We start from the raw sequence: 24,878 nt of genomic DNA, 5'->3' as shown, positions 1-24,878 counted from the left end.
AATCATGAGGATATTAATTGTTGATGATGATATTTCCAGTGGTACTGCAGTTGCCGAATTCATTGAGGAGCAATTGGGACATCAGATTAGTTTATGCCATAATGGAGAGGAAGCATTAAGATTAATGCAAACGGAAGATTATCGAATGGTAATATCCGACATGAGAATGCCTGGTATTTCGGGCTTGGAATTATTGAAGAGAATTAAAAGCACCGAAGAAGGTAAAGCTATAGAAGTTGTGATTATGACTGGCTTTGGTGATATGGAAACCTCTATTGAAGCCTTACGAGGAGGTGCTTATGATTATCTTCTAAAACCTGTTAATATTGAAGAATTGGCAATACTAATTGAACGGGTTGCTGAGAATATTAGACTAAAAACTGAGAATCGGGATTTAAAGGAAAATTTCGAAAGAGAAATAAGTTCCGTTAAAAAGGATGAGGCAGAAAGAATCCATTATTACGAGACCACCATTCGGGAAATTACGTCGGTTGGTAAAATAGGTGTGTTTTCGGATGCTATGCGTGGAGTAGTTCGAATGGCAGAACAATTTCATGAAGATCGATCGGTTCCAGTATTGATTGAAGGTGAAACAGGCACAGGTAAGGAGGTTATGGCAAGGTTGGTTCATTTCGGTCACGAATCGGATACCATGAAACCTTTCATTTCGATAAACTGTTCGGCTATTTCTCCAACTTTGTTCGAAAGTGAGTTGTTTGGTTATGCAGATGGAGCTTTTACAGGTGCGAAAAAGGAAGGTAAACCTGGTAAATTAGAGTTGGCACAAGGCGGAACATTATTCCTCGATGAAATTGGAGAAATGCCTCTGGATATGCAACCAAAACTTTTGAGAGTATTGCAGCAAAAAGAGATGTACCGCGTTGGTGGTAGTCACGCTATTGATTTGGATGTGCGAATTATTTGTGCGACCAATCGGAATTTAAAGGAAATGGTTTCAGAAAAAACCTTCCGAAGCGATTTGTATTACCGATTGAATACTGGTCGTTTATATATTCCATCTCTGAAAGAAAGAAAAGAAGCTATTCTATCATTTTCACAGATTTTTTTAGATCAATATGCCAAAAAGCGAGGTCGAAAATTTAAGTTTATAAGTAAGGAAGCTCAATCGATACTTAAGGATTACAATTGGCCAGGAAATATTCGTGAATTAAAAAACACCATTGAAAGAGCGACACTCTTGTATAATGATATCGAACTAAAACTTGAGCACATTAGATTTCTTCAGGCAGAAGATGAAGAGATCGCAGCAGGCGATCAGCCACTTATTCCAGGGCGAATTGTACTGCCTGAAAATGAACTTCATATTGAGCAATTGGAATTGGAAATAGTTAGAAAGGCATTAAAAAAGTTCGATAACAACAAATCCAAAACTGCAGAATATTTGGGAATAACCAGAAGTGCACTTCGTAGCAGAATGAATAAATTGTAGCGTTTTTAAACTTTCTTAAAATGTGAAAAAAATCCACAGTCGGGGAGAATATTCACACTTTTTAATCAGCATTAAATGTGCGATTTGGCCCAATTGGGCGAATTTGCCACAATCTTAGAATTATGTGTGCAGAATTGAGCACTTTTGATGTGAAAAAACAGACTTAGCGTTAGCTATTAATCAGCAGTATATCAGTAATTTAACGAAAGTTGAATTTTCTTAACTTTTATAATCATTCTTTGGCATTCCTTTTGCCTTTTAGATGGTAGTTTTAATTAAAATCTAAAAGGTATGGAAGTCAGAACATTTACACAGCAACAAAATTTATTTTCGACAGAAAACAGGAGAGACCTTTTGGATTCATTTTTAGCGAATTCAAACCAATTGGGGAATGACTCTCTTAAAGTAGATCAGGAATTATTTATTGAAGCAGCAAGCAAGGAAAACGTTCAGTTTGAATTTATTCGCTTGAATAGTATTGACCTGCACAAAAAATCATGTGAGATTAGTAATGCTAAAAATGCAATAATTGAGGCGGAATATGCAATTGCTGATTCAGGAAAATTGATCATTGATACTCAGGATTCAGATCAATTTCTGACCATATTTTTGGCAGAAACCCTACACATTATTGTTCCTTCAAGTAAAATATTACACTCGATGGATGATTTGGAATTGATTAAAGGGAAAAAAGCCATTGACGTGGGCAGAGGCATTGCCAGTGTAACAAGTTCTGGGAGCAATAAAGGCTTGAGTTTTTCATCTAAAACAATTAAGACTTTGGTTTATGTAATTGAAGATTTATAAAATATGGGGCGAATGATTATTCGTCCTTTTTTAATTTTCAACTTTAATCTTCTCTTTCTCCATTTGGGCACGGCCCCAGGCACCAATATGTTCTATAAATGGGATCAATTCTTTCCCAGTTTCGGTAAGTGAGTATTCTACTTTGGGCGGAACAACAGGATAAACTTTGCGATTAAGCAAATTATCTTCCTCCAATTCGCGTAAAGTTTGGGTTAACATCTTTGATGTAATATTCTGAACCATTTTTTTAAGTTCCCCATATCTTAACACATTATTTTGCTGATAGATGTACCAAAGAATACGAGCTTTGTGTTTCCCACCTATTCTTCTAAACGCATAATCTAAAGCACAAATTGGAGCATCTGAATTTTTTTTAGTCATATTTAATTTTTTTCTGCGATATAATATATTGATATTCAGTTTTAGTATCTAAAAAGATACTATATATGAAAAAAGTATGTACTTGTTGCAAAGATAGATATACGATATTTTTGATGCAAGAAAAAAATAAAATCGTATGAAAGAAAGAAAAGAAGAAATATTAAAAGCGCATGCATATCGTCGTGCAATAAAAGTTTTTGAAGCGGATCAGAAGATTTCTGATGAGGATTTCGAGTTTATTCTAGAGGTTGGAAGACGTTCTCCAAGTTCATTTGGATGGGAGCCTTGGAAATTTATAGTAGTGCAAAATAAAGACTTACGTGAGAAATTGTCAGAACCAAGTTGGGGAGCACAAAAGCAATTGGCTTCGGCAAGTCACTTTGTAATTTTTTTGGCTCGTAAAGGTGATGAAATGCGCGTTGGATCGGAATATCTAAAATACAAATCGCAAGAAGTTGATAAACTTCCAGCTGATATTGAAGAGATGAAGTTAAAATTCTTTGGCAACTTTATGGATAATGAGTTCGATTTAACGGATGATCGTAAAATTTTTGACTGGGCTTGTAAGCAGGTTTATTTGCCATTTGCAAATATGATGACGGCAGCGGCTCAAATTGGAATTGATTCATGCCCAATTGAAGGATTCGATAGGAGCAAGGTTGAAGAAATATTGAGTGATGAAGGAATTGTTGATACCACTAGGCTTGGTGTTGCAGCAATGGTGGCCTTCGGCTATAGAAAGGAGGACTCACCGTTCCCTCAATCACGTTTTCCTATGGAAGAAATTGTTGAGTGGGTGAAATAAATTATTAAAAGGGAGATGTTTTAACATCTCCCTTTTATAACTATATTTCATTTCTCGTGGATTATAGGTTCCAGCTTTGAATTATCTGATCAATTTTTTGTTTTGCATTAGTGAATTCTGATTCGTAGGTATCAGGATTTCCACTACTGGCATGAACAAAGTCATAATCCGTAATGCCCATAAAGTCGATCTCAATTTTTAGAAGTGTTTTTACATTATCTAGAAATTCATAATCACCCAGGTATTTACCTGCACTGGTATAAAGTGTTACAAACTTCATTTTATTCATTAATCCAACGGGAGCTCCATTTTCATATTTGAATACTTTACCGCTTTGCATGATCGCATCTAAATATACTTTTACCATTCCCGGTAATGAAAAATTGTGCATAGGAAGAGCCAGTAATACCAAGTCAGCATTGATAAATTGTTCATTTAGGGCATCTATTGGCTTTATGGCTTCTGATTCTATTGAATCAAGCTGCATTCCACCAAAGTTTCTTTTGGTATATGCTCCTAATGTAAGTTCATCGAAATATTTTGGAGGAGATTTAACCAGGTCAACTTCCGTAATATTGTGTGTTGTACTTAAATTTTCTAGAAAGTGGTTTAACAAACCAAGAGTATTAGATTTACTACCTGATGGTAGGTATTTTACAATTAAAATATTCATGATCTTCTTGCTTTTTAATGGATAGCATGGGAGGTGTCCCATGCTAAACTTGATGAGGAATTAGATGATAAGTGTAATATCAAGAGTGAAAATATCTCCAATGGCTTTATCACCTAAATTGTCAAAAAATGAGTTTGAACCATAACGAACATCAAATTTGGATCGGTCAACCTTAAGTTGTGCGGTGTAAGTATTTCCATCTTTAAAAACATCAAAGCTTAAGTTTTCAGTTTTACCTTTGATCGTTATTTGTCCGGTAACTGTAGCCTTACCATTAGCAAATTCTGTTGCTTTGCTTATCACAAACTTTGAGTTTGAATACTTTTCTACTCCAAAGAAATCATCGGATTTTAAATGGCCAACTAATTTTAGATTGTATCCTTCGTCTTCAATATCGGCAACGGTAATGCTGTTCATGTCCATTACGATTTCGCCGCCAACAATTTTATCACTCTTTAAAGAAAGGAATCCATGTTCAATTTTGATTTCCCCATTATGAGATCCACCTATTTTTGTTCCAGTCCATTTAACTTGAGATTCATTAACCTTAACTTCATTTTTTTGTGCAAATACTGATATACCAATTACAAACAATAGCACTAATAATAAACTTACTTTTTTCATGATTTATAATTTACTTGTTGTATTAAAATTGTATTCTTCTGATTTGAATTTCTTTTAATACAAATGTAAAAGCATGAAAACTTGAAGTACTTGACCTGTGTTAAGAAATAAAATTGATCTAAGTCAAGTGAAGTTTGAAAAAAATAGATAATAGAGTTGGAGGAGAAATATAAAATCAGAATTTCTAACGATTATTTTTCTTTCTGATTCTACTAAGACTTTCCGGTGTTATTCCAAGATAAGAGGCAATATATGTAAGTGGAACTCTCTGAAACATATCCGGATGTTCCTTTAGCATATCGTTGTATCTGTCAATGGCAGGTTCCCACATATTCGCATTTAATCGCTTTAGCGTGTTAACATAGGCCTTTTGAAAAAGGATTCTAAAGTAACGATCAAAAGCAGGAACTTCATCATATAACTGATCTAATCGATCTTTCGAAATGCGAATGTATTGAGTGTCCTCGAGTGCTTCGATGTAGTACTTCGATGGTTTTTGACTGAAAAAACTTTCAAGATCACCAATCCAATTATTATCAAACCTAAGATGATAAATGTGCTCAACTCCTTTATCATCTATATAATAAGTGCGCATGCATCCTTTTACAATGAAATAATTGTACTTGCAAATTTCTCCTGGTACCAGGAGATCTTTTTTCTTTCTAATCGTAGCTTGTTCAAATGCGGATAAAATCGCTGATTCATCATTCTTGGTGATGTTCACCCATTTTTTTACGTAATAGATAAGTTTGTTTTCTTCAGGAGTAGTCATTGCAATTGATTTCTTTCTTGAACTCTAAAAATAGATGTGAGAGTTGAATTATGCAAGAAGGCAACTTCCATAATTGGAAATTGCCTTCTTATTTATTCTTTTATTTGGAGTTTACTCTTTGTTCTCGAAAACATGTTTGGCATAATTCAAATCCAATTCATCGTACTTTTTTCTAAAGGTGGATAATCTCATTTTAAAATCATCCCAGTTTTTTAATTTTTTCTGCGACCACAATGATTCCGAAAGAGCTGTTAATCTTGGTAATAGCATGTATTCGGCATATTCTTCAGATCCGATGTATTCTGTCCATAAATTTGCTTGTCCACCTAAAATGTATTTGTGTTTGCTTGATTCCAATTCATCTGGAGTAGGATCGAAAGAATAAACCTTTTCTACAGGAAGAAAACCGCCAATTGCAATAGGTTCATTGGTTCTGTCTTTGGCTTGATAATGATCAAAGTAGCAATGAGAATTTGGCGACATGATTACGTTGTGATCAGCATTGGCAGCGTCAATACCACCTTTATTGCCTCTCCACGACATCACGGTAGCATTTGGAGCCAAACCTCCTTCCAGAATTTCATCCCATCCAATGATGTTTCTTCCTTTGCTGTTTACAAACTTCTCTATTCTTTGGATAAAGTAGCTTTGTAGTTCATGCTCGTCTTTTAAGCCGAGCTCTTTTTTTCTTTTCTGACAATGTGGACATCTTTTCCAGTTTCCTTTCGGACACTCATCGCCTCCAATGTGGATGTATTTCGATGGGAACAATTCAATTACTTCGCTTAGGATATTTTCCAGTACCTCAAATGTTTTTTCCTTTCCAGCGCAATAAACATCATCATATACTCCCCATGATTCCTGGACAATTTTAGGTGTTCCATTTTTTTGCACTTCTTTTGATCCTTTGGAAATCATATTCTTTGGAACAATGCTATTTTCTTTCGGAAAACAACTTAAGAAAGGGTAGGCGGCAATAGCAGCACTACTGTGTCCAGGAAGTTCAATCTCCGGAATTACAGTGATATGATTTTTAGCTGCATAAGTAATAACTTCTTTTACCTCTTCCTGAGTATAAAAACCACCATATTTTAGGTTGTCATTTTCACTCCCAGGGAAATTGCCTACAATGGTTCCATTTCTCCATGCACCTACTTCGGTTAGTTTTGGATATTTTTTGATTTCGATTCGCCAGCCTTGATCTTCAGTCAAATGCCAATGAAATGAATTCATTTTGTGCATTGCCAAAATATCAATGTATCGTTTGATAAAATCTACTGAAAAGAAATGTCGGGCTACATCCAAATGCATGCCTCTGTACGCATATCTTGGGGCATCATTGATAAGAGTAGCAGGAATACTGGCAATCGCAGCAGATTCATTTCCCAAAAGGTCTTTCTTTTGAATTAGTTGACGTAGACTTTGTATACCATAGAATACACCTTTGGCGGTTTTACCACTAATTTTAACCTCATTGTAATCAACGTGTAAAGTGTAAGCTTCGTCGGATTCCAACGAAGAATCTATAGTCAAATTGATATTGCCTTTATTTTCATCTGAAAATACGATTTCTTTACCCGCTGAAAGTGATAAAATCTCTGCAAGATAATGACCTTCGGCTTCCAGGTTTTTGTCACCTGTTACTTTAGTATTTTGATCGATAATAAACCGACCATTTTTAACTTGTAAATCAACTGGTTTAGGTATGATGGCATAATCCTGATCAGAATTGACGTAATTCTTCATTTTATTATTACAGGAGGCAAGAGTTAAAATGCATGCCAATGTTAATAGTAGATTCTTCATTATTATCTGAACGATTTAGTAAAATATTATCCTTTTAAAATTTCTTTCCAAAAATGGTAACAGCACCACCCATACCAATATTCATTAATCTTTTGCCGGCATGACCTAGAACAATACCACAGATTAGGGCGATAGTTCCGCAAATCAATAACAGAATCTTCGATTGTAAATCATCAATTCCTTTCCATGCCAAAAATGGTGTAAAAAAGGATGCAACAAGCATTATGCTGCTGTATATGATTTTCTTTTTAAGAATAGGAGTAGTTACCGATTTAAAACGCAATTTTCCATCGATCATTCCACTTAAAAAAGCACCAAAAACAGTAAATGGAAAGATTACTGCCGAGAATTTTGCTGTGCCCAATAAAATTTCAGGATAGAAATTTGGAAAGAATAGATTGATCAACAATGCCTGCAAAGCAAAAACCAAAGTGGTTTGAGGGAAGTGAACTGCAATAGGATGCAAATCCAAATGTAAAATTCTACTACGCCCAGGAGACATTCTTTCTTTGTATTGTTCAAATACTTTCTTAGGTAAACCACAAGCGGGGCATACATCCTGTAGCTCACTTTCTTTCATTACATATCCACAAGGCTTACAGATATACAATTTTTCTTCTTGTTTTTCCTTCATAATTGGTTAATTTTTTAGGTCATAGAACGCATAAAAATACCAAATCAAACAAAACAATATGTCAAAACATATATTGGACTAAATTTAAATTAAGAATCTACAAAGTATACCTTTTTATTTATGCACTGTAAAAATGTTAGTATTCAAGGTGATTTGACTTAGAAATGAATGCATGGGATGATATATTTGTTAAATTTTTGATTCTCGAATCTATCGAATCAAAATTTCATTTTCTTTTTTAATATTTTCTTCGGTTTTGGTGAAAATTCGAACTATTTGAATGTTTCCTATTTGATTGTCGATTGCCTCAACTTCCAGTTCTTGAACGTATTTTTCATCTATTACAAAATCACTATAATCTGACTTTATAAAATCATCGTTTAGCATGAAAATAGTTGGAATATTACAACTTTTAATGTACTTCTTCTTTAAGTCAGTTAATGATATCCATTTAGGAGAATATCCTTTTTTTAGAAAGATATTTATTTGTCCATAGTATGATTTCATTTCGGTTGTGAATTCTTTCTTAACCACTTTTATATTATCAATATTATTTGGATCAATTGTGGCAAGATTAAAGTCTTTAATATGTTTGCCATTTATAAAATAGGCAGGATCTTCTTTTTGTGAAATCTCGTTTTTATAAACAACATTAAGAATGGTATCATTTTTATGATTAAGATCAGAGTTTTTAGATTGAGCAGTACATACAAAATAGGCTATACAAAATGCCAGAGTAACAAATATCTTCATTATGGGCTATTTATTTAGATTTTACTAAATCTTCTCTCAACTTGTTGTCCCAGAAAATAGGCTGCTAAAATTGGAATTAAAGCATAGCCGATATTTTTCTCCAATAATTCAAAGTAATCCAATCCTGTTAAAATGACTGCTGTCAGAACAACAAATAGCACATCAATTATTATCTTATTTCTCCTCATGTTTCTATGATTTAAATTTGCAAACTTAATTGCTTTTTGGTTTTACTTATCCCGTATGTGATAAATCCAAGCCCAACAATAATGTATGGTATACTCAGCAATTGCCCCATGTTGAATTGCATACCTGATTCAAATGCTACCTGATTTTCTTTAATAAACTCAATAAAAAAGCGAGCTGTAAATATGAGAAGCAGCACAGTTCCAAAGTATACTCCATTTTTTAGTTGCGCTCTCTTGGTTTTATACAAAAACAGCATAAAAGCAAAAATCAAGAAGTAACAGATTGCTTCGTACAATTGAGCTGGATGACGAGGAATGGTATCGATTCTCTCGAAAACAAAAGCCCATGGTTTTGTACTAGGCATACCAACAATCTCCGAGTTCATTAAATTGGCCAAACGGATAAAACCAGCACCCAATCCAGTAACAACGGCAATTAAATCGATGGTATCGAGCATGGCATGTTTGGTCTTGCGTGAATATATAAACAAGGCAATGATTAAACCCAAAGCACCACCATGACTGGCCAATCCTCTATAGCCTGTAAACTCAAATCCACCACTGCTTGTAAACTGAATTGGCAATATTATTTCCAAGGGATGATTAAAGTAATAAGAAGGTTCATAAAACAAACAATGGCCTAGTCGGGCACCAAGCAGAATGCCTATTACTCCATACATTGATAGCTTTTCTAAGTTGGCTTCTGGTAGTTTTTCCTGTTTAAAAATCCATTTCAAAACAGTAATCGACAATAGGATGCCACTTAGAAATAGTAAACTGTAATATCGTATGGATATGCCTAAAATATTGATGATTTCCGGATCTGGATTCCAATTTATTTGGGTTAAAATCATTTTTCTTTAAATGTTATTCATGTATTTATTTATCGGCAGACTTTTGAAATCAAATTTTTAAAAATTTCAAATATAATTTCAAATTCTTTAGCGTCATCTATATGGCGATCTCCTAATATAAAAAGTTCACCATTAGCCAGATGAAAGTTGGAAACATTATTCTTTAGTAAAAGGTTTTTCAAATCGCTATCAGACAATATATTCTTCATCTTTCTCTCATTGTTTGTAGTAATCAGATATTTGTCATCAAATTCTTTGTCGCCAATTTCAATTTCCTGGTTATAAAACGATTTTATAATCTTTTCAATTACATCTTCGAATGTGATATAGAAGCGAAAATCTTTTATTCCTAAATTGCAGGTAATTTTTAAGAGGTTAATATCTGATTCCTCAAACCGAACCATGTAATTTTTGATAGGAACCTCCATGATCAAACGACTAAAAGTGTTGCTACCAGTTCTTTTTATTTGCAGTGTTCCATTGTTTTTATCGGAAAACTTTTCCCAAGTTTTGAGTTTTTTCTCAACATCTATATATGGTGTTGCGGCAGGAATAAAAGCACGCATCACTTTTTCTATTTTCTTGATCAAATCAGGCATATCTATGTTTAGTTTTTTAATTTTCTAAATTACAAATTCAACTAAACATTAAAAATAACTTGGTAAAATTATTTATAGACAAAATCCCCCTTGATAACACCAATTATAATTCGGTGTTAGTAAGGGGGCATATTTAATTTACTGAATTCAAGTAAAATCACTTTCTGCTATCATACATATAGAAGCCAACCACATTTTTGTCCTTGTCAATTCTGAGTCTTTTGTATACTCTCTGAAAATGATGCTCAGAAGTCAAAGCTGCTGATGGAATGGTATTTTTATTGGTATCCTTAACCAAATAGGATACTACAATTTCCCAAATGTCTTCCTCTTTTAGCATTTCTGCTTGCTCCAAACGGAAATCAGGAGTATCCAGATCGGTTAAATCCTGGAGTTGTAATTTTGCGATGTCGAATAATTCTTTTAGTGTCATCTTGAGGTGCTTTATGAGGGTTAAATGATGAATTGTACAGTTAGTTTCAGTAAGTTACAAGGTACTCAAAAAAGATAACAATCAGGATATATATGTTTTGATATGGTATTACGCTTTTTTATTCCCCAGTCGTAAAATCCAATTCAAAACTTTCAAGTAAAGGAAAGCCTTCTTTGTCCTCGTTAAAAACAGAACGAAAATCGAGTAAATACTTGGTGTTAGGTTCTAGTTCAACACGAATACACAGAATGGTTCTTTCTTTGTTTTGCCATTCCAAATCCATTTTAGGCTGTTTGCCTTTATCACTTATTCCGTAGCTGGCCATCGGTTTATCGTACTCTACAATAATCTCTTTTAAAGAAGTGCTTACATTGTTGGTTCCCTGTTTCAGCGATGTACGAATAATCTTTGGGCAATTGCTTTTAAACTCGCTTAACAATTCATCTGCTGATAGTTTGTTCTGAATCCTTACAATTTCCGGCATAAAATCATTCAGTGTAGGGTATTTTGACCTGTTTGATGAATATCGCTCCAAAGCTTTATACAGTTCATCTATCCAAAGATTACTTGGCAATTCTCTCTTGCTTTTTTTCGGATTTGTCGATTTTGCTCACTTTTCAAAATAGTATGAAAATTAGTGTTCAAAATGGCACAATTGTTCAGAATGGCACATCCTACAAATATCTATTGTTCAAAATTGCACACTTTCGAAATCGATTGAAATGTAGCTATTGAAAACCTTTTCGAACGTCTAAAATTCAGTAAATCAAGAATAAATATTTTGAATGATTCTGAATAGTCTTGTGCAGTTTTTTTTGGCATTAGGCTTGGTTAGAGAGTGGGCAACAATAATTCGATCCTAACGATTTATTCAAACAATAACTTAATCCGATGAATGATTTAGAAAGATTTATAGAAAAGTCAGAACTAGTAGGTAGTGAGAATTTGGTTCTATCTAACGATGAATTTTCGATGCTACTTAAGAAAGAAAGATTTGACTACGTTGATGTACCAAGTTTTAATCTTAAAAAAGACATTAGAGCTGGTGAGGAAGGAATTGGAACTGCACTGGTAGAAGTTGATTATGGTATAGCAGAAACGGGTACGGTTGTGCTTGATAGTTGCGAAGAAAATAAAAGGTTGGCTACCTGTCTTGCCGAAAAACTTTTGGTGGTAATGCCACTAAGCAAATTGGTAAGCACATTAAACCATGTGGCCGATTTTCTTGAAGAAAGAACAGCAGATATGGGCGGATATGTTGCATTCATTACCGGAGCAAGTAGAACAGCCGATATTGAGCGTGTACTAACAGTGGGAGTGCACGGACCTAAGGAGATGACAGTATACATTTTGAATGATTTATAAGAAGCAGCTATGAAGATACACGATCAGATAAACGAGAAATTGCAAGATGAGGTTTTATATAAAAACCTAAAGAACTTTGCTACTGCTTATAAAGCATCAAAAGAAAATGCATATAAAGGACTGGATTTTGAATCGCTAAGAACTCGCGTTCACGATTTAAAAGACAGAGATTTAAATAAAGTAATGCAGCAATTTAATCAGTTTCGCGAAAATGTAGAGAAACATGGTTGTAAGGTATTTCAGGCAAAAACTGGCGAGGACGCTTGCAAATACATTGCTGATGTAATGAAAAAACACAATGCCAAATACATGGTGAAGTCAAAATCGATGACTTCGGAAGAGATTTTATTGAACCATTATTTGGAAAAAGAAGGATTGCAGCCAATCGAGACTGATTTGGGAGAGTGGATTCTGCAGTTGGCCAACGAGCATCCTTCGCATATGGTAATGCCTGCCATTCACAAAACTCGTCAGCAAGTGGCTAAAATCTTTGCCGATTACACAGGCGAAGAGGTTGATCCGGATGATATTAAAGCAATGGTTGAAATCGCTCGTCGTTTTCTGCGTGAATCGTATTTCAAATCAGGTGTTGGTATGACTGGAGCTAATGTTGCTGTAGCCAGTACCGGAACCATTGGTTTGGTAACCAACGAGGGTAACGCACGCTTGTCATCAACTGTTCCTCCGGTGCATATTGTATTGGTGGGTTACGAAAAATTGTGTGATGATTTTAACCAGGCATTGGATATCGTTCGTGTATTGCCAAAGAGTGCAACCGGGCAAACCATTACCTCATATACTACATGGATTAAAGGACGTACTCCATCCTATAAAAACGAAGAAGGGATCAAGGAAACGCACTATGTATTCTTAGATAATGGACGTTTGGCATTTTTCGAGCATCCAAAATTTAAAGAAGCATTAAAGTGTGTACGTTGTGGTAGTTGTGCCAACATCTGTCCGGCCTACGAAATGGTTGGTGGTCATGTTTATGGCGATCGTTATATCGGTTCTATTGGTTTGATTTTAACGGCTCTTTACCAGGGCGACGAAGCGGCAAAAGATATTCTGAAGATGTGTATTGGTTGTAGAGCTTGTTCTTTTAACTGTCCATCAGGTATCGATTTACAAAGTTTGATTTCTGATTTGAAATTGGTAGTTGGGAAGAAGTATGGAATCAATCCTATAAAGAAGAAGGTATTTAAGAACTTGGTAGCAAAGCCGGATAGAATGAAATCGGTTCTTTCAATGGGGGCAAATTTCCAATTTCCATTAACAAAGACTTGCAAAACCAATGATGAAAAAATTATTGGTACTGTGCCAATGTTACCGAAGGAAATGGATTTCAGAAAATTCCCGGCTTTGGCTTCTAAAACATTCAGCAAGCGATTCTACAAAGATGGTTTCGATCAATTTATTTCAGACCGAAAAGTATTCTTTTACCCAGGTTGTGCGGTAGAGTATTTCTATCCTGAAATGGGATTGGCCATGGTAAAACTATTGCAGAAGAGCGGTATTCAGGTTGATATTCCTAAAAAAGCAGCTTGTTGTGGTATTCCTGCAATTGCTTCGGGCGATCCTGATAATGCCAAAACCATGATTTTTAATACGCTTGATAACCTGCAAGAACCTAAGGATTATGAAGCATTGCTAGTGTTGTGTCCTACTTGTGGTGGCGCTATTAAGCATGAGTTTTTAGATTTCACAAAAGAAGACCCAAATAGATATAAGAAAGCTTCGATGTTAGGCGATATGGTAACTCCAATTGGTAAATTTTTGGAGGAAAATAACATCAAGTTCAAAGTGAAAGGAAACAAGAAGGTGACTTACCATACACCTTGTCACGATTCTCGTTCATTAGGCTATTCGGCAGAATCATTCCTTTCTAATTTAATAGGAAAACAATTTGTTCCACTTACCGATAGCAATGTGTGTTGTGGATTTGGTGGTACTTACTCTCTTGATTTTGCAAGCATTTCCAACGGAATATTAAACAAGAAAATTGAGAACATTGAGGCTAGCCAGGCTGAATTATTGGTTACCGATTGTCCGGGTTGTGTGATGCAAATTAATGGTGGTTTGATGCACAAGAAAGTGCCTGTAAAAGTACTTCACCTGACAGAGTTTATCGAGAACTACCTGGAAAGTGTTTAAATGTTAAAATATTCGAATTATGGATTTAAAAAACAATAGAATACAACTAGAGGAGAGTTTAAAAGACTTGAAACAAAAGTTAGTGGCTCTTGACATGTTAATGCACAATACCACTATTGTAGGAGATCCGCTTCGAAATAGCAATTCAATATTAAAAAACTATAGTAAATCTAACCCATTTGCTACAGATAATAAATCTAGTACAAACTAATGTCTCAGAGAAGATTATCATTTGTATAACCCCTTTGTTAGCAGTTATTGACATAACTATTGAGTTTTAAAAGGAGCCTGCTTTGGGCAGGCCCTTTTTTAAATACAATGCGAAAAAGGAATTACTGGAATTTTCTTATCAAGGCAAACTAAAACCTAAATTATTTTATTATGAATGCATTATTAGCTTTTTCGCCAATTCTTTTAACCATAGTGTTAATGGTTGGCTTTAACTGGGGAGCCAAGAAGGCTTTGCCGCTTTCGTTATTAGTGGCAATAGCAGTGGCGTTTGGAGTATGGAAAATTGATATTCACCACATTCTTGGATATTCGGTATTTGGCTTCCTAAAAGCTTTCGATATCCTGATTATTATTTTCGGAGCGATTTTAATTTTAAATACCATGAAACTGTCAGGTGCAATGACCACCATCAACAACGGTTTTAATGGAATCACCAACGATAGACGTATACAAGCAATTATTATTGGTTTCATGTTCGGTGCTTTTATCGAAGGTGCTGCCGGTTTTGGTACTCCGGCTGCTTTGGCAGGACCACTTTTGGTGGGTTTAGGATTCCCTCCTTTGGCCGCTGCTATGGTTGCTCTTATTTTTAACTCGGTTCCTGTTCCTTATGGTGCGGTTGGTACGCCTATTAGTGGTGGTGCTATGGTTACCTTGGAACAAAATCTTGCCGATGTAGCAGCTAATCCTGAGGTATTTAAATTGGCTTTAACCAAATGGATTGCTATTCCTAATGCTTTGGTTGGTATTTTTGTTCCTCTTTTGGGTATCATGATCATGACCAAGTTCTTTGGCAAAGAAAGATCGATTAAACCAGCTTTGGCTGCAGCTCCTTTCGCAATTTTTGCAGGTTTGGCGTTTGGCATTCCTTACGTATTGATTGCATCTACTTTAGGTCCTGACCTACCTTCTTTACTTGGAGCATTTATCGGATTAGGTATTGTTATTTTTGCTGCTAAGCGTGGATTTTTAGTTCCTAAAAAGACTTGGGATTTCCCTCCAAAATCAGAATGGGAAGCAAATTGGAAATCGAATGATAACGGTGGTGATACCGGCGAGGCAAAAATGGGCTTGGTAAAAGCTTGGATGCCATATGTACTAATTGCTGTTATTTTAGTTGTGACTCGTATTCCATCTCTTGGATTAAAAGGATGGTTAGCAGCGCAAACGATTACTTTATCAAACGTATTGGGTATCGAAGGCTTAACCTACGTATTAAAGTGGGCTTATCTCCCTGGTACCATTCCATTCATATTGGTTGCATTAATTACGAATGTAATGCACGGAATGAGCAAGAAGCAAGTTGTAACATCTTGGAAAACCACTTTCAAGCAAATAAATGGTGCTGCTATCGCTTTGTTAGCGGGTGTTGCAATGGTTCAATTAATGTTAAAGTCGGGTACAAACGGAGCAGGTTTAGACAGTATGCTAACTACCATGGCAACTGCCGTTGCCGATTTATCCGGTAATGCATATCCGGTTATTTCACCAATTGTTGGGGTATTGGGTTCTTTTATGTCAGGTTCAGCTACTGTATCTAATTTATTGTTTGCTTCTCTGCAATTCGAAACAGCTACTATTTTGGGAATTCCTCAGGTATTGATTGTAGCAGTTCAAACGATTGGTGCGGCATTGGGTAATATGATTTGTGTAAATAATGTTGTGGCAGTTTGTGCCACCGTAGGATGTATAGGTGCAGAAGGAACAATTATCAGACGTAACGCAATTCCTGCATTTGTATATTATTTAATGGTAATGATTGTAGTGGTAGTACTAATTTCTACAGGATTTAATCCATTGCCATTGTAGTAATTTAGAGCTTATCCGGAAAGTAATCTTAGGGTGTGATTATCGCGTTGCAGAAGCCTTGAAGTGTTTGTTGTTTTGTGGTTAGGGTTCAAAAGGTTTCACCAGCAAGAGTTGAGAGGAAGATCAAACTTTTTGGATAAGCTCAATTATTAAATTAAGAAAAAACGTACATTTGTCATACAAGTTACCAATTGTGTTTGTGTGACAAAATCAAAAACAAAAGATAAATGTTAACAGGAGAATATAAAACGCTATACGATAGATTAGTAAGAAGTATTGATAAGAAACGCATGTTTCATGATCCATTGCATACCTTAGCATGGGGAACTGACGCTAGTTTTTACCGTTTGATTCCTAAATTGGTAATCAAATCGAAAAATGAGGAAGAGGTAAGTTTGATTATGCGCGAGTGTAACGATTTGGATATTCCGGTCACTTATCGTGCAGCTGGTACAAGTTTATCAGGTCAGGCAATTAGTGATTCGGTATTGGTTGTTGCAGGAGATCATTGGAAAAAGCATAGCATTTTAAAGGATGGTGCTGCCATTCGCTTACAGCCTGGTATTACTGGTGGTAGAGCCAATGCCATTCTTGCACCTTATGGCAAGAAAATTGGTCCGGATCCTGCTTCTATTAATGCTGCGATGATTGGTGGTATTGCTGCCAATAATGCATCGGGTATGTGTTGTGGTACCTCCGAAAATTCATACAAAACATTAGATTCTATTCGTGTTGTTTTACACGATGGAACCATTCTGGATACATCAAATGAGGAAAGTAAGGCTTCATTTAAAAAGACTCATGCCAAGCTATTAAGCGATTTGGAGAAGCTTGCGAAAGATGTTAAAGCTAATGAGACTTTACACAATCGTATCCGCGATAAGTTCAAAATGAAGAACACCACCGGCTACAGTTTGAATGCCTTAATCGATTATACTGATCCATTTGATATTTTGGCTCACATCATGATTGGTTCTGAAGGTACGCTTGGATTTATTTCTGAGTTGGTATATAAAACCGTTGTTGAGCACAAACACAAGGCATCTGCATTAATGATTTTCCCTGATATTGAGAAAGCATGTCGTGCAGTATCAACTCTTAAATCGGAGCCGGTTGCAGCAGTAGAACTTATGGACCGCGCAGCTCTTCGTTCAGTTGAGAATGACGAGGGAGTTCCAACTTACCTAAAGGGATTATCGGAAGGGGCATCGGCAGTATTGGTTGAAACCAGGGCCGAAAGCAATGATGTATTGTACAAGCAAATTGATATTATCAAAAAATCTATCAAAGAGATTCCTGTTGAGATTCCAATTGAATTTACAGATGTTCCAGCCGAGTTTGCGATGCTTTGGAAAATCCGTAAAGGTTTATTGCCAACAGTTGGGGGGATGCGTAAAACGGGTACTACTGTAATTATCGAGGACGTTTGTTTCCCTGTGCCAAAATTGGCCGAAGCAACTCTTGATCTTCAAGATTTGTTTAAGAAGTATGGTTACTCTGAGGCTGTGATTTTTGGTCATGCATTGGAAGGTAATCTTCACTTCGTATTTACTCAGGATTTTGGTACCCAGGAAGAGATTGATCGTTATGCTGAGTTCATGGACAAATTGGCTGTATTGGTTGTAGAGCGTTACGATGGTGCACTAAAAGCAGAGCATGGAACAGGTCGTAACATGGCTCCATATGTTGAAATGGAGTGGGGAACCGATGCTTATAAGTTAATGAAGCAAATCAAGGAGATTTTTGATCCAAGATATTTGATTAACCCTGGTGTGATTTTAAATGCGGATAAGCAGGCCCACCTGAAGGATTTAAAACCTCTTCCACCAGCGCACGAAAAAGTAGACAAATGTATGGAGTGTGGTTTCTGTGAGCCATCATGTGTATCGCATAACTTGACATTAAGTCCTCGCCAGAGAATTGCAACTTACCGTGAAATTAGCAGACTAAAAGCAAGTGGTGAAAAACCGCACGAATTGGCTACTCTCATCAAGAACTTTGATTATGAAGCAATGCAGCTTTGTGCTACCGATAGTTTATGTGCTCTTGCTTGTCCTGTAAAAATTGACACTGGTAAATTGGTAAAAGAACTTCGTGCAGATGAAGCTTCACCTAAGGCTAAGAAAATTGCCATGTGGTGTGCGGACAATATGGACAAGGTTCAATCGTACGCCAAAACAGGTTTAAATACAGTAAGCTTTTTCCACTCGATATTAGGCTCAGGTTTAATGGGGGGTATAGCAGGTGGTATGAGAGCCGTTTCGGGAAATGCAATACCTCGTTGGAACAAGGCATTTCCTAAGGGAGCACCAAAAATAGTTCCTCCAACTGTGGATAAATCAAATCCTAAAAAGGTGGTTTATTTCCCATCATGTATCAATCGTAGTATGGGAACATCGAAGGATTACGATGAGAAGGTTGCTTTGACCAAGAAAACTGAAGAGCTAATTAAAAAAGCTGGTTATGAAATCATTTACCCAGAAGATTTAAATAACCATTGTTGTGGTATGGCATTCTTAAGTAAAGGTTTCAAGGAAGCAGGTATGAAGAAGTCTAATGCTCTGGAATCAGCTCTTCTGAAGGCTAGTGAGAATGGAAAGTATCCCGTTCTTTGTGATATGAGTCCTTGCTTGTATACCATGAAAGAAAACATGGAACCTAAATTGAAATTATACGAACCTATTGAATTTATTACTGATTATTTAGCTGATCATTTGAATTTCACTCCTGTTGACGAAACAGTTTCAGTATTTGCAGTTTGTTCTGCGAAAAAGCTGGGTGTGGATGGTAAGTTGGTTGAATTGGCACAAAAATGTGCTAAGACTGTAGTAAAACCAGATACAAACTGTTGTGGTTTTGCTGGTGACCGTGGATTTACTCATCCTGAATTGAATGATCATGGATTGCGTGATTTGAAAATTCAGTATCCTGCAGATGTGAAGCACGGATATTCAACAAGTAGAACATGTGAGATTGGACTGACAATGAATAGTGGGGTTTCCTACCAATCTATTATCTACTTGGTTGATCGTGTAACCACAGCTAAACAATAAAACCTATTTGATTGATTTTAAGATTGAAACAGGCGTATTCTGTAAAGATATTTACTTGCATGCCGAATCGGGGTACGTCCTGTTTCAAGCTTTAACCCATAAAACAGCATGGATCGAACATGTAAAATTTAATCTTGAAGATTAAAATTTTCTGTGAGTTCATGTGACCTTAATATGAAAATCTAAACATATGAAAAATTTATTTGCAATAGCATTGAGCTTGTTGCCATTAGTAAGCATTGCTCAGAAAAAAGAAGATATAAAAGTTAAACTTGGTGGATTTGTTTCTGCAGAAGCGATTTTTGATACAAGAAAAACAGTAAATGCTCGTGAAGGTGATGTTATTCTTTATCCAGCAGCCAAATCTTACGATATCAATGGAGAAGATTTAAATGATCGTTCTGAATTGTTCATGACTTCAATTCATTCTAGATTAAATGTTGGTATAACAGGTTTTCAGGCATTTGGAGCCAAAGGTTCTGCCACCATTCAAGGAGATTTTGTAGGAACATCAAACGATAAATCAGGTTTATTTCGTTTAAGACATGCATTTATTAAACTTGATTGGGGAAAAGATGAATTATTGGCAGGTAAGTATTGGCATCCAATGTTTGTTACTTCTTGTTTCCCTAATGTACTGCATTGGGGTGGAGGTCTTCCATTTAATGTATTGGGAAGAGCTCCTCAGTTCCGTTACACTCGTAAATTCGATAAGGGGTATGCATTTATTGCTGCCTTGTCTGAATTGGATTTTAAATCTACTGGACCTGATGGTGCAAATGTAAAATATGTGCAGCAGGCAAGCATTCCTGAACTATCGGCTCAGGTAAAATACGATTTTGCCAAAGGATTTACTTTAGGTGCAACTGCAGGAGTTAAATTTTTAAAACCAATGATTGAAAATCCATTGGGAGCAAAAACGGATGAAATGTTATCAAGCGTTCAAATGAATGCATGGATGACTGTGAAATCTGATAAGGTGGTTTGGAACCTTCATACCATTTATGGTCAAAACATGTACAACTTTGTGATGTTAGGTGGTTATGGTGTGAAGAACGTAAAAGCAAATGGAGATTACGAATATACAAATATTACCACACAATCTATTTGGTCTGATATTTACACAACTACAGGTAATGTTCGTTACGGATTATTTGCAGGATATACTAAGAATCTTGGTGCAAGAGATGATTTGGCTACAGATGCCAATGGTTTTGTGGGATTGTATAGCCGTGGTTCCAATATCGATTACGTATATCAATTTGGTCCAAGAGTAGAGTGGTATTCGGGTAAGTTCATGATTGGTACACAAGCTTTATATACTGCAGCTGCTTACGGAACAACTCAATTAAATGGTAAGGTTACAGATTCCTCAGAAGTAGGAAGTGCTCGTTTCATGGTACACTTAAAATACTCTTTTTAACAAAAATATAAGACTAAGAAAGCCTGTTTTCAATTTTTGTACGTTTAGCTAGTATAAATATATACTGGTGTTTTTTACAAAGCCTCAAGTTTAATGCTTGGGGCTTTTGTTGTGACTGTTCTTATAATAGTCTAAAAGAGAGTTTATAATAAACAACTGGATTGTACTAATTTGTTATATGGAGTTGTTAGATACAATCAATTTATTAATTATGGTTTATATAGAATAAATATAAAAGTTTAAATAATTGTTTAAAAATGTTAAAATTTGAAAAAATCTTTTATCTTTAAAGTCTAATTCCTACCGAAAGGTAGTAATGAGTTAAAGGTTCAACCGTAAGGTTGGTTAGTAGGTTAATTAACCCTTTAGAATTGTTGCCCGTGATTCCCCTATGTCACGGGCTATTTTCTTTTTTATAGTCCCATATTATTCTGCAAAAATAAATAACAGTTAAAAAATTTATTTTTAGTTACTAAATGCTAATTGTAATTAAAAATAAAAGGGCAACCCATATGGAAATGAGTTACCCCTTTGTTTATTATCGAAGGTTTAATTATTCAGCTTTTCTGAACAAAGGATCAGCACCAATTGTACCTACTAAACTTTCAAGGTATTTAGCGGATTTAACGTGTTCTAGATCCTTCTTGGCTTTTGCATATCTATCGGCAAGACTTAGATCTTCGCTCCATTCAGCATTCAATCTCTCGGTCATGAATGATTCAATGTATGCAATTTGCTTTTCGTAGAATTCAATATCGATTTGTTGCTTGCGTTTCAATCTTTCTTTGTACCAATCAGAATTGATTACTACATCACGATCGAATTGTTTACGCAATTCAGGATCAGAAATCTCTTTTCCTTCGTATTCGCCGTAAGCCATAATGCTTAATAGAATCTTCAATGGAGGAATCGCAGCATCAACACTATTATCCTTAAAGTAGTTTATTGCAACTTTTTCTTGAGCTTCGCAAATGTTTTTAATACCATCTACATATGACTCCATATCTTGAATCTCTGGCTTCAACATTCTTTCGTTGAAAACATTTTGAGGCTCATCGAAGATACGATTCATATAACGGAACAAGAACTCTTCAGTAATACGATATCCTAATCGAGAAGCATAGATTTTTTCTCCATTGTATTCGAAATCATTTAATTTTTCCAATGAGCCTTCATTGATTAACAATTTAGGATCACGATTTTCTTCTTTCAAACGACACCACAATTCAGGAATCAACAATGAAACATCATGGTCGAATCTGTTCTCGATTCCTACATGACCTGCTGCCGATGAGAATCCTTGATACCCGGTAAGGATATAAGAAAGTAAGGCATTGTTCAGGTCGGTAGTTGGCGACAACATATTAAAAGGACCTTTTGTTAATGCTCCCTCGGTACCCGCTCCGGTTGTTGATGGAGATTTACCAGTTAAACTACAGATGAAGTCCATGAACAATTCAGGCAATTCCTGGTAGTGGATTGGATTGTAAACACTCAATGCACGAATTCCAGATTCTTTTTCTGGCGGATTGTTTCTTCTTCCTGGAAGAACTGCATTAACTGGATGATATACCGCTTGATCCAATGGAATTCTTCTTGCAAGACGAATTCCTACCTCAGCCAAACGATCATCAATTGGGTTTACCAAATCAGGTCTGATCTGAAGGTATCTAGGATTTTTAGATGGTGCACCATCTACAATTCTAGGGTGTGAAGGAGAAATAAAATAGTTAGACTTTTTACTATCAGCTCCACGTTTGATCACCTCTTGAATTGGTTTGGTATACATGTCAAAACCAATCGCATCAGCAATTAACTCCTTACCATCTTCAGTAGTCAATGGTTCGTAGTTTGATGTAAAGTTATTTCTCATCGACAGGTCTGCCTCAGCTTCTTTATCGTATCCTCTGTGAATTGCTTCGTCAGGACGCTGGAAGAATCTCTTCTCACAATTGGTTGTAATCTTAACACTCTTGTTACTGTATACTTCGTTAAGATTTTTCAACTGATTTGCAGGAAGTACTACAGAAGCAGTAATATCATCTTCCATTTGTATTTTAGCTGCAGCAATAAAGTCTTGACGCAATTTGTTCAAATACCATGAGTTGTCATTAGCGAATCCTACTCGTAAGTAGCTGGCAACAATCTTGCGGTTGTTGAATAACAATTCGTGACCTTTTCTCCCGTTGATTACGTCAACCGAGAAGTAATCTCTCCAGTTGCTGTCGGTACGTTCCGGACGATAGAATCTCTTAACGAATAACACCAATGCCTTAACGTGATCTGGAATTGTATTAAGGAATTCATTGTACTCTTTGGTATAATATTTTGAAGGAGTTAATAATTTCACCACAGATCCTAAAGAACGATTAGAACTTAATAAAGATCTTGATGGTTCTGTTCTATCTGGATGATCTTTCCAACGTTTTGTATAATCATGATTAATTACTTCATCAGCTAGGTTAAAGTCTTTCTCCATGTCTTGTACATAGAACGAACTATAAATAATAGCATTCAGAAGTGATTTAGAAATTTCCGACTTTCCTCCACCTGACACAGTACATGGCTTATGACAGAAAGTACCTTCAGAAGCAGTACTTACCAATCTCCAAGATGGAGCAGTTGGATGTTTCTCCATGTGCATTTTATATCCAGATGGATGTACATAGTAATGATCTGGCAGTAATCGAATGCTTTCTTCTTTTTCATCTTTTTCCCAGCTTACTTTACTTTGGTAAAGATCGATGTTTGCATTTTCATTGATATAATAAATGTTTGGATACTCCTTATCAGTAGCAAATCCTTCAGGATATACATCCATGGTTGCACCAAATTCTTTTACTACTTCATCGTAGCTGTATTGCTTTTTCAAAACGTTCTTCATGAACAATGATCCGCTAAAGCTGTCTCCTAAATTCTTTCTTGGGAAGGCGATAGCTCCACCAGCATGCTCTTCTTCAGCTAAACCATATAAGTTAGCAGAGAAACTGATTTGTGTTTTGATCTCTTTTTTCGAGTATCCGAAATAGTTATCAGCAATTAAAGTAATTACAACACCATTTTCACTGCGGCAGGTTAATTTAAAGGCAGTACCGTTGTTGTAAAGTTCGTCTTCTTTGATCCAGCAAACCCCATCTCTTTTCTGACGCTCTGTAGCATCATCGTAATGAGGTAAGCCTAACTCTTTCTTTGTAAGTTTAGTTAATTGAGGAGCCAAAATAATACATCCGGTATGTCCTGTCCAGTGTTCAATATCCAAACCAGCATCGTTAGCAGGGATGTTTGGATCACCAGCGTTACCGAAGATTGATTCTACAAAGTCCAAGTTGCTTACAAGGCTACCAGGAGCAAAGAATCTTACTTCCATAGATTTTTGGCTAATCACATCTTTTACTTCAGGACAAACAATTGGGCGAAGTAAAAGAGATACCATCAATTCAGCTTTATCTTCTTGTGCAGAAGTAAAAGGCAATTGCTTGGTTTCGGCAGAAGGAGTAAGTGCTGCTTTTAAGAATTTTGAAAATGCTATTTTAGGTACTTCGATTTTATCCAAAGGTACAGGAAGACTGCCCTCTACAATATGGAATGATCCTTTGGTAGTTCTTCTGTCGTGTTTTGGGTTATGAAGTACACCTTGTTTTATTCTATAAGAACTTAAAAGTTCTGTAATGTGTTCATCCTTGTTTGGAGGCAAACTTAATTCTCTTGCAATTCCAGGTTGGTCAAGAATAAATGTATTAGTAGGAAGTTGAGCAACTTCATCGTCTACATCTTTTAAATAATCATTCAGAAAGTTCTGTATACGTTGGTCGGCAGGGCAAAGATGATCCGCTAATAAACGTGATTTAGCTCTGTAGTTTTGAATTAAGCTTTCAGTCAGTTCAATAAATTTCGGATCAGATAATTGCTTTTTCCCCTCTTGGGAATCTCCTTTGTAAATAGGTTGCCCCATAGAAGCCAATTGAAGGTTGATATAACGGATTAAGTCTTTTTGACTACCCTTAACCTTCTTATTAATTTCGCTTGGTTTTTTACTTTGCATATGTCTCCAATTTTTGTTTGCT

22 protein-coding genes are annotated in these 24,878 nt (G+C 35.8%); 9 read left to right on the top strand and 13 right to left on the bottom strand.

Translation table 11 applies throughout. The annotated features are described in order from the left end of the window. Window positions 1-4: 4 nt before the first annotated feature. Both ACKPCA_RS09425 and ACKPCA_RS09420 read left to right on the top strand, forming a co-directional pair. Window positions 5-1,450: a sigma-54-dependent transcriptional regulator gene (locus ACKPCA_RS09425; protein ID WP_321282589.1), complete on the top strand. Its 1,446-nt coding sequence runs from the start codon at window positions 5-7 to the stop codon at window positions 1,448-1,450. 291 nt (window positions 1,451-1,741) lie between these two features. Then, the gene (locus ACKPCA_RS09420; RefSeq protein WP_054717109.1) at window positions 1,742-2,257 is read left to right on the top strand and encodes an LUD domain-containing protein; all 516 of its coding nucleotides are present in this window, start codon (window positions 1,742-1,744) and stop codon (window positions 2,255-2,257) included. A 30-nt stretch (window positions 2,258-2,287) separates the two neighbouring features. On the opposite strand, the gene ACKPCA_RS09415 is transcribed toward ACKPCA_RS09420, so the two are convergent. Then, complete coding sequence (locus tag ACKPCA_RS09415) at window positions 2,288-2,638, bottom strand: winged helix-turn-helix transcriptional regulator (protein WP_054717112.1); 351 nt, start codon at window positions 2,636-2,638, stop codon at window positions 2,288-2,290. Between the two features lie 136 nt (window positions 2,639-2,774). Here ACKPCA_RS09415 and ACKPCA_RS09410 point away from each other — a divergent pair, with 136 nt between their 5' ends. Further along, window positions 2,775-3,443: an NAD(P)H-dependent oxidoreductase gene (locus ACKPCA_RS09410; RefSeq protein WP_321282588.1), complete on the top strand. Its 669-nt coding sequence runs from the start codon at window positions 2,775-2,777 to the stop codon at window positions 3,441-3,443. 61 nt (window positions 3,444-3,504) lie between these two features. On the opposite strand, the gene ACKPCA_RS09405 is transcribed toward ACKPCA_RS09410, so the two are convergent. From ACKPCA_RS09405 to ACKPCA_RS09355, 11 genes are all read right to left on the bottom strand, one after another. After that, window positions 3,505-4,116, bottom strand: coding sequence for an FMN-dependent NADH-azoreductase (locus ACKPCA_RS09405; protein WP_321282587.1), 612 nt, complete (start codon window positions 4,114-4,116; stop codon window positions 3,505-3,507). A 60-nt stretch (window positions 4,117-4,176) separates the two neighbouring features. After that, the gene (locus tag ACKPCA_RS09400; protein WP_321282586.1) at window positions 4,177-4,740 is read right to left on the bottom strand and encodes a YceI family protein; all 564 of its coding nucleotides are present in this window, start codon (window positions 4,738-4,740) and stop codon (window positions 4,177-4,179) included. 184 nt (window positions 4,741-4,924) lie between these two features. Then, the gene (locus ACKPCA_RS09395) at window positions 4,925-5,512 is read right to left on the bottom strand and encodes a Crp/Fnr family transcriptional regulator (RefSeq protein ID WP_321282585.1); all 588 of its coding nucleotides are present in this window, start codon (window positions 5,510-5,512) and stop codon (window positions 4,925-4,927) included. A gap of 111 nt (window positions 5,513-5,623) precedes the next feature. Beyond that, window positions 5,624-7,318 (bottom strand): beta-N-acetylhexosaminidase, encoded by a 1,695-nt coding sequence (locus ACKPCA_RS09390; RefSeq protein WP_321282584.1) that lies wholly within the window; start codon window positions 7,316-7,318, stop codon window positions 5,624-5,626. Window positions 7,319-7,352: 34 nt separating this feature from the next. Beyond that, window positions 7,353-7,952 (bottom strand): rubredoxin-like domain-containing protein, encoded by a 600-nt coding sequence (locus ACKPCA_RS09385; protein ID WP_321282583.1) that lies wholly within the window; start codon window positions 7,950-7,952, stop codon window positions 7,353-7,355. 210 nt (window positions 7,953-8,162) lie between these two features. Next, on the bottom strand, window positions 8,163-8,705 hold the full coding sequence (locus ACKPCA_RS09380) for a hypothetical protein (RefSeq protein ID WP_321282582.1): 543 nt from the start codon (window positions 8,703-8,705) through the stop codon (window positions 8,163-8,165). 14 nt (window positions 8,706-8,719) lie between these two features. Further along, entirely contained in the window at window positions 8,720-8,893 is a 174-nt protein-coding gene (locus ACKPCA_RS09375) for a hypothetical protein (protein ID WP_321282581.1), read from the bottom strand. Window positions 8,894-8,904: 11 nt separating this feature from the next. After that, window positions 8,905-9,747 (bottom strand): prolipoprotein diacylglyceryl transferase, encoded by an 843-nt coding sequence (gene lgt, locus ACKPCA_RS09370; RefSeq protein WP_321282580.1) that lies wholly within the window; start codon window positions 9,745-9,747, stop codon window positions 8,905-8,907. A gap of 29 nt (window positions 9,748-9,776) precedes the next feature. Then, window positions 9,777-10,346, bottom strand: coding sequence for a hypothetical protein (locus ACKPCA_RS09365; RefSeq protein ID WP_321282579.1), 570 nt, complete (start codon window positions 10,344-10,346; stop codon window positions 9,777-9,779). 157 nt (window positions 10,347-10,503) lie between these two features. Further along, window positions 10,504-10,779, bottom strand: a complete 276-nt coding sequence (locus tag ACKPCA_RS09360; protein WP_321282578.1) for a hypothetical protein — start codon at window positions 10,777-10,779, stop codon at window positions 10,504-10,506. A gap of 118 nt (window positions 10,780-10,897) precedes the next feature. Next, window positions 10,898-11,353, bottom strand: coding sequence for a hypothetical protein (locus ACKPCA_RS09355; protein WP_321282577.1), 456 nt, complete (start codon window positions 11,351-11,353; stop codon window positions 10,898-10,900). Between the two features lie 317 nt (window positions 11,354-11,670). On the opposite strand from ACKPCA_RS09355, the gene ACKPCA_RS09350 reads away from it, so the two are divergent. The 6 genes from ACKPCA_RS09350 to ACKPCA_RS09325 all read left to right on the top strand — a co-directional run bounded on the left by ACKPCA_RS09350 (window position 11,671) and on the right by ACKPCA_RS09325 (window position 20,814). Next, the gene (locus ACKPCA_RS09350; RefSeq protein ID WP_054717157.1) at window positions 11,671-12,144 is read left to right on the top strand and encodes a LutC/YkgG family protein; all 474 of its coding nucleotides are present in this window, start codon (window positions 11,671-11,673) and stop codon (window positions 12,142-12,144) included. Window positions 12,145-12,153: 9 nt separating this feature from the next. After that, window positions 12,154-14,298 carry an L-lactate dehydrogenase (quinone) large subunit LdhH gene (ldhH, locus tag ACKPCA_RS09345; RefSeq protein WP_321282576.1) on the top strand — a complete coding sequence of 715 codons (2,145 nt, stop codon included), beginning with the start codon at window positions 12,154-12,156 and terminating at the stop codon, window positions 14,296-14,298. Between the two features lie 19 nt (window positions 14,299-14,317). After that, a complete protein-coding gene (locus tag ACKPCA_RS09340) occupies window positions 14,318-14,509 on the top strand; it encodes a hypothetical protein (RefSeq protein ID WP_054717163.1) in 192 nt (63 codons plus the stop codon). A gap of 170 nt (window positions 14,510-14,679) precedes the next feature. Then, complete coding sequence (locus ACKPCA_RS09335) at window positions 14,680-16,338, top strand: L-lactate permease (RefSeq protein ID WP_321282575.1); 1,659 nt, start codon at window positions 14,680-14,682, stop codon at window positions 16,336-16,338. Between the two features lie 227 nt (window positions 16,339-16,565). Further along, window positions 16,566-19,391, top strand: a complete 2,826-nt coding sequence (locus ACKPCA_RS09330) for an FAD-binding and (Fe-S)-binding domain-containing protein (protein ID WP_321282574.1) — start codon at window positions 16,566-16,568, stop codon at window positions 19,389-19,391. 190 nt (window positions 19,392-19,581) lie between these two features. Further along, complete coding sequence (locus ACKPCA_RS09325; RefSeq protein ID WP_321282573.1) at window positions 19,582-20,814, top strand: hypothetical protein; 1,233 nt, start codon at window positions 19,582-19,584, stop codon at window positions 20,812-20,814. Between the two features lie 553 nt (window positions 20,815-21,367). On the opposite strand, the gene ACKPCA_RS09320 is transcribed toward ACKPCA_RS09325, so the two are convergent. Further along, window positions 21,368-24,856, bottom strand: coding sequence for a hypothetical protein (locus ACKPCA_RS09320; RefSeq protein ID WP_321282572.1), 3,489 nt, complete (start codon window positions 24,854-24,856; stop codon window positions 21,368-21,370). Between the last annotated feature and the right edge of the window lie 22 nt (window positions 24,857-24,878).

Source organism: Marinifilum fragile, from assembly GCF_963677365.1.
In the GTDB taxonomy this organism is placed as follows: Bacteria; Bacteroidota; Bacteroidia; order Bacteroidales; family Marinifilaceae; genus Marinifilum; species Marinifilum fragile.
Note: the sequence above shows the minus strand (reverse complement) of the source record. Positions and strands in the feature narration are given on the sequence as shown.

Excerpts from the sequence above, each read along its gene's own strand:
- ACKPCA_RS09425 (WP_321282589.1), top strand. The coding sequence starts at position 5 with ATGAGGATATTAATTGTTGATGATGATATTTCCAGTGGTACTGCAGTT.
- ACKPCA_RS09420 (WP_054717109.1), top strand. The coding sequence starts at position 1,742 with ATGGAAGTCAGAACATTTACACAGCAACAAAATTTATTTTCGACAGAA.
- ACKPCA_RS09415 (WP_054717112.1), bottom strand. The coding sequence starts at position 2,638 with ATGACTAAAAAAAATTCAGATGCTCCAATTTGTGCTTTAGATTATGCG.
- ACKPCA_RS09410 (WP_321282588.1), top strand. The coding sequence starts at position 2,775 with ATGAAAGAAAGAAAAGAAGAAATATTAAAAGCGCATGCATATCGTCGT.
- ACKPCA_RS09405 (WP_321282587.1), bottom strand. The coding sequence starts at position 4,116 with ATGAATATTTTAATTGTAAAATACCTACCATCAGGTAGTAAATCTAAT.
- ACKPCA_RS09400 (WP_321282586.1), bottom strand. The coding sequence starts at position 4,740 with ATGAAAAAAGTAAGTTTATTATTAGTGCTATTGTTTGTAATTGGTATA.
- ACKPCA_RS09395 (WP_321282585.1), bottom strand. The coding sequence starts at position 5,512 with ATGACTACTCCTGAAGAAAACAAACTTATCTATTACGTAAAAAAATGG.
- ACKPCA_RS09390 (WP_321282584.1), bottom strand. The coding sequence starts at position 7,318 with ATGAAGAATCTACTATTAACATTGGCATGCATTTTAACTCTTGCCTCC.
- ACKPCA_RS09385 (WP_321282583.1), bottom strand. The coding sequence starts at position 7,952 with ATGAAGGAAAAACAAGAAGAAAAATTGTATATCTGTAAGCCTTGTGGA.
- ACKPCA_RS09380 (WP_321282582.1), bottom strand. The coding sequence starts at position 8,705 with ATGAAGATATTTGTTACTCTGGCATTTTGTATAGCCTATTTTGTATGT.
- ACKPCA_RS09375 (WP_321282581.1), bottom strand. The coding sequence starts at position 8,893 with ATGAGGAGAAATAAGATAATAATTGATGTGCTATTTGTTGTTCTGACA.
- lgt (WP_321282580.1), bottom strand. The coding sequence starts at position 9,747 with ATGATTTTAACCCAAATAAATTGGAATCCAGATCCGGAAATCATCAAT.
- ACKPCA_RS09365 (WP_321282579.1), bottom strand. The coding sequence starts at position 10,346 with ATGCCTGATTTGATCAAGAAAATAGAAAAAGTGATGCGTGCTTTTATT.
- ACKPCA_RS09360 (WP_321282578.1), bottom strand. The coding sequence starts at position 10,779 with ATGACACTAAAAGAATTATTCGACATCGCAAAATTACAACTCCAGGAT.
- ACKPCA_RS09350 (WP_054717157.1), top strand. The coding sequence starts at position 11,671 with ATGAATGATTTAGAAAGATTTATAGAAAAGTCAGAACTAGTAGGTAGT.
- ldhH (WP_321282576.1), top strand. The coding sequence starts at position 12,154 with ATGAAGATACACGATCAGATAAACGAGAAATTGCAAGATGAGGTTTTA.
- ACKPCA_RS09340 (WP_054717163.1), top strand. The coding sequence starts at position 14,318 with ATGGATTTAAAAAACAATAGAATACAACTAGAGGAGAGTTTAAAAGAC.
- ACKPCA_RS09335 (WP_321282575.1), top strand. The coding sequence starts at position 14,680 with ATGAATGCATTATTAGCTTTTTCGCCAATTCTTTTAACCATAGTGTTA.
- ACKPCA_RS09330 (WP_321282574.1), top strand. The coding sequence starts at position 16,566 with ATGTTAACAGGAGAATATAAAACGCTATACGATAGATTAGTAAGAAGT.
- ACKPCA_RS09325 (WP_321282573.1), top strand. The coding sequence starts at position 19,582 with ATGAAAAATTTATTTGCAATAGCATTGAGCTTGTTGCCATTAGTAAGC.
- ACKPCA_RS09320 (WP_321282572.1), bottom strand. The coding sequence starts at position 24,856 with ATGCAAAGTAAAAAACCAAGCGAAATTAATAAGAAGGTTAAGGGTAGT.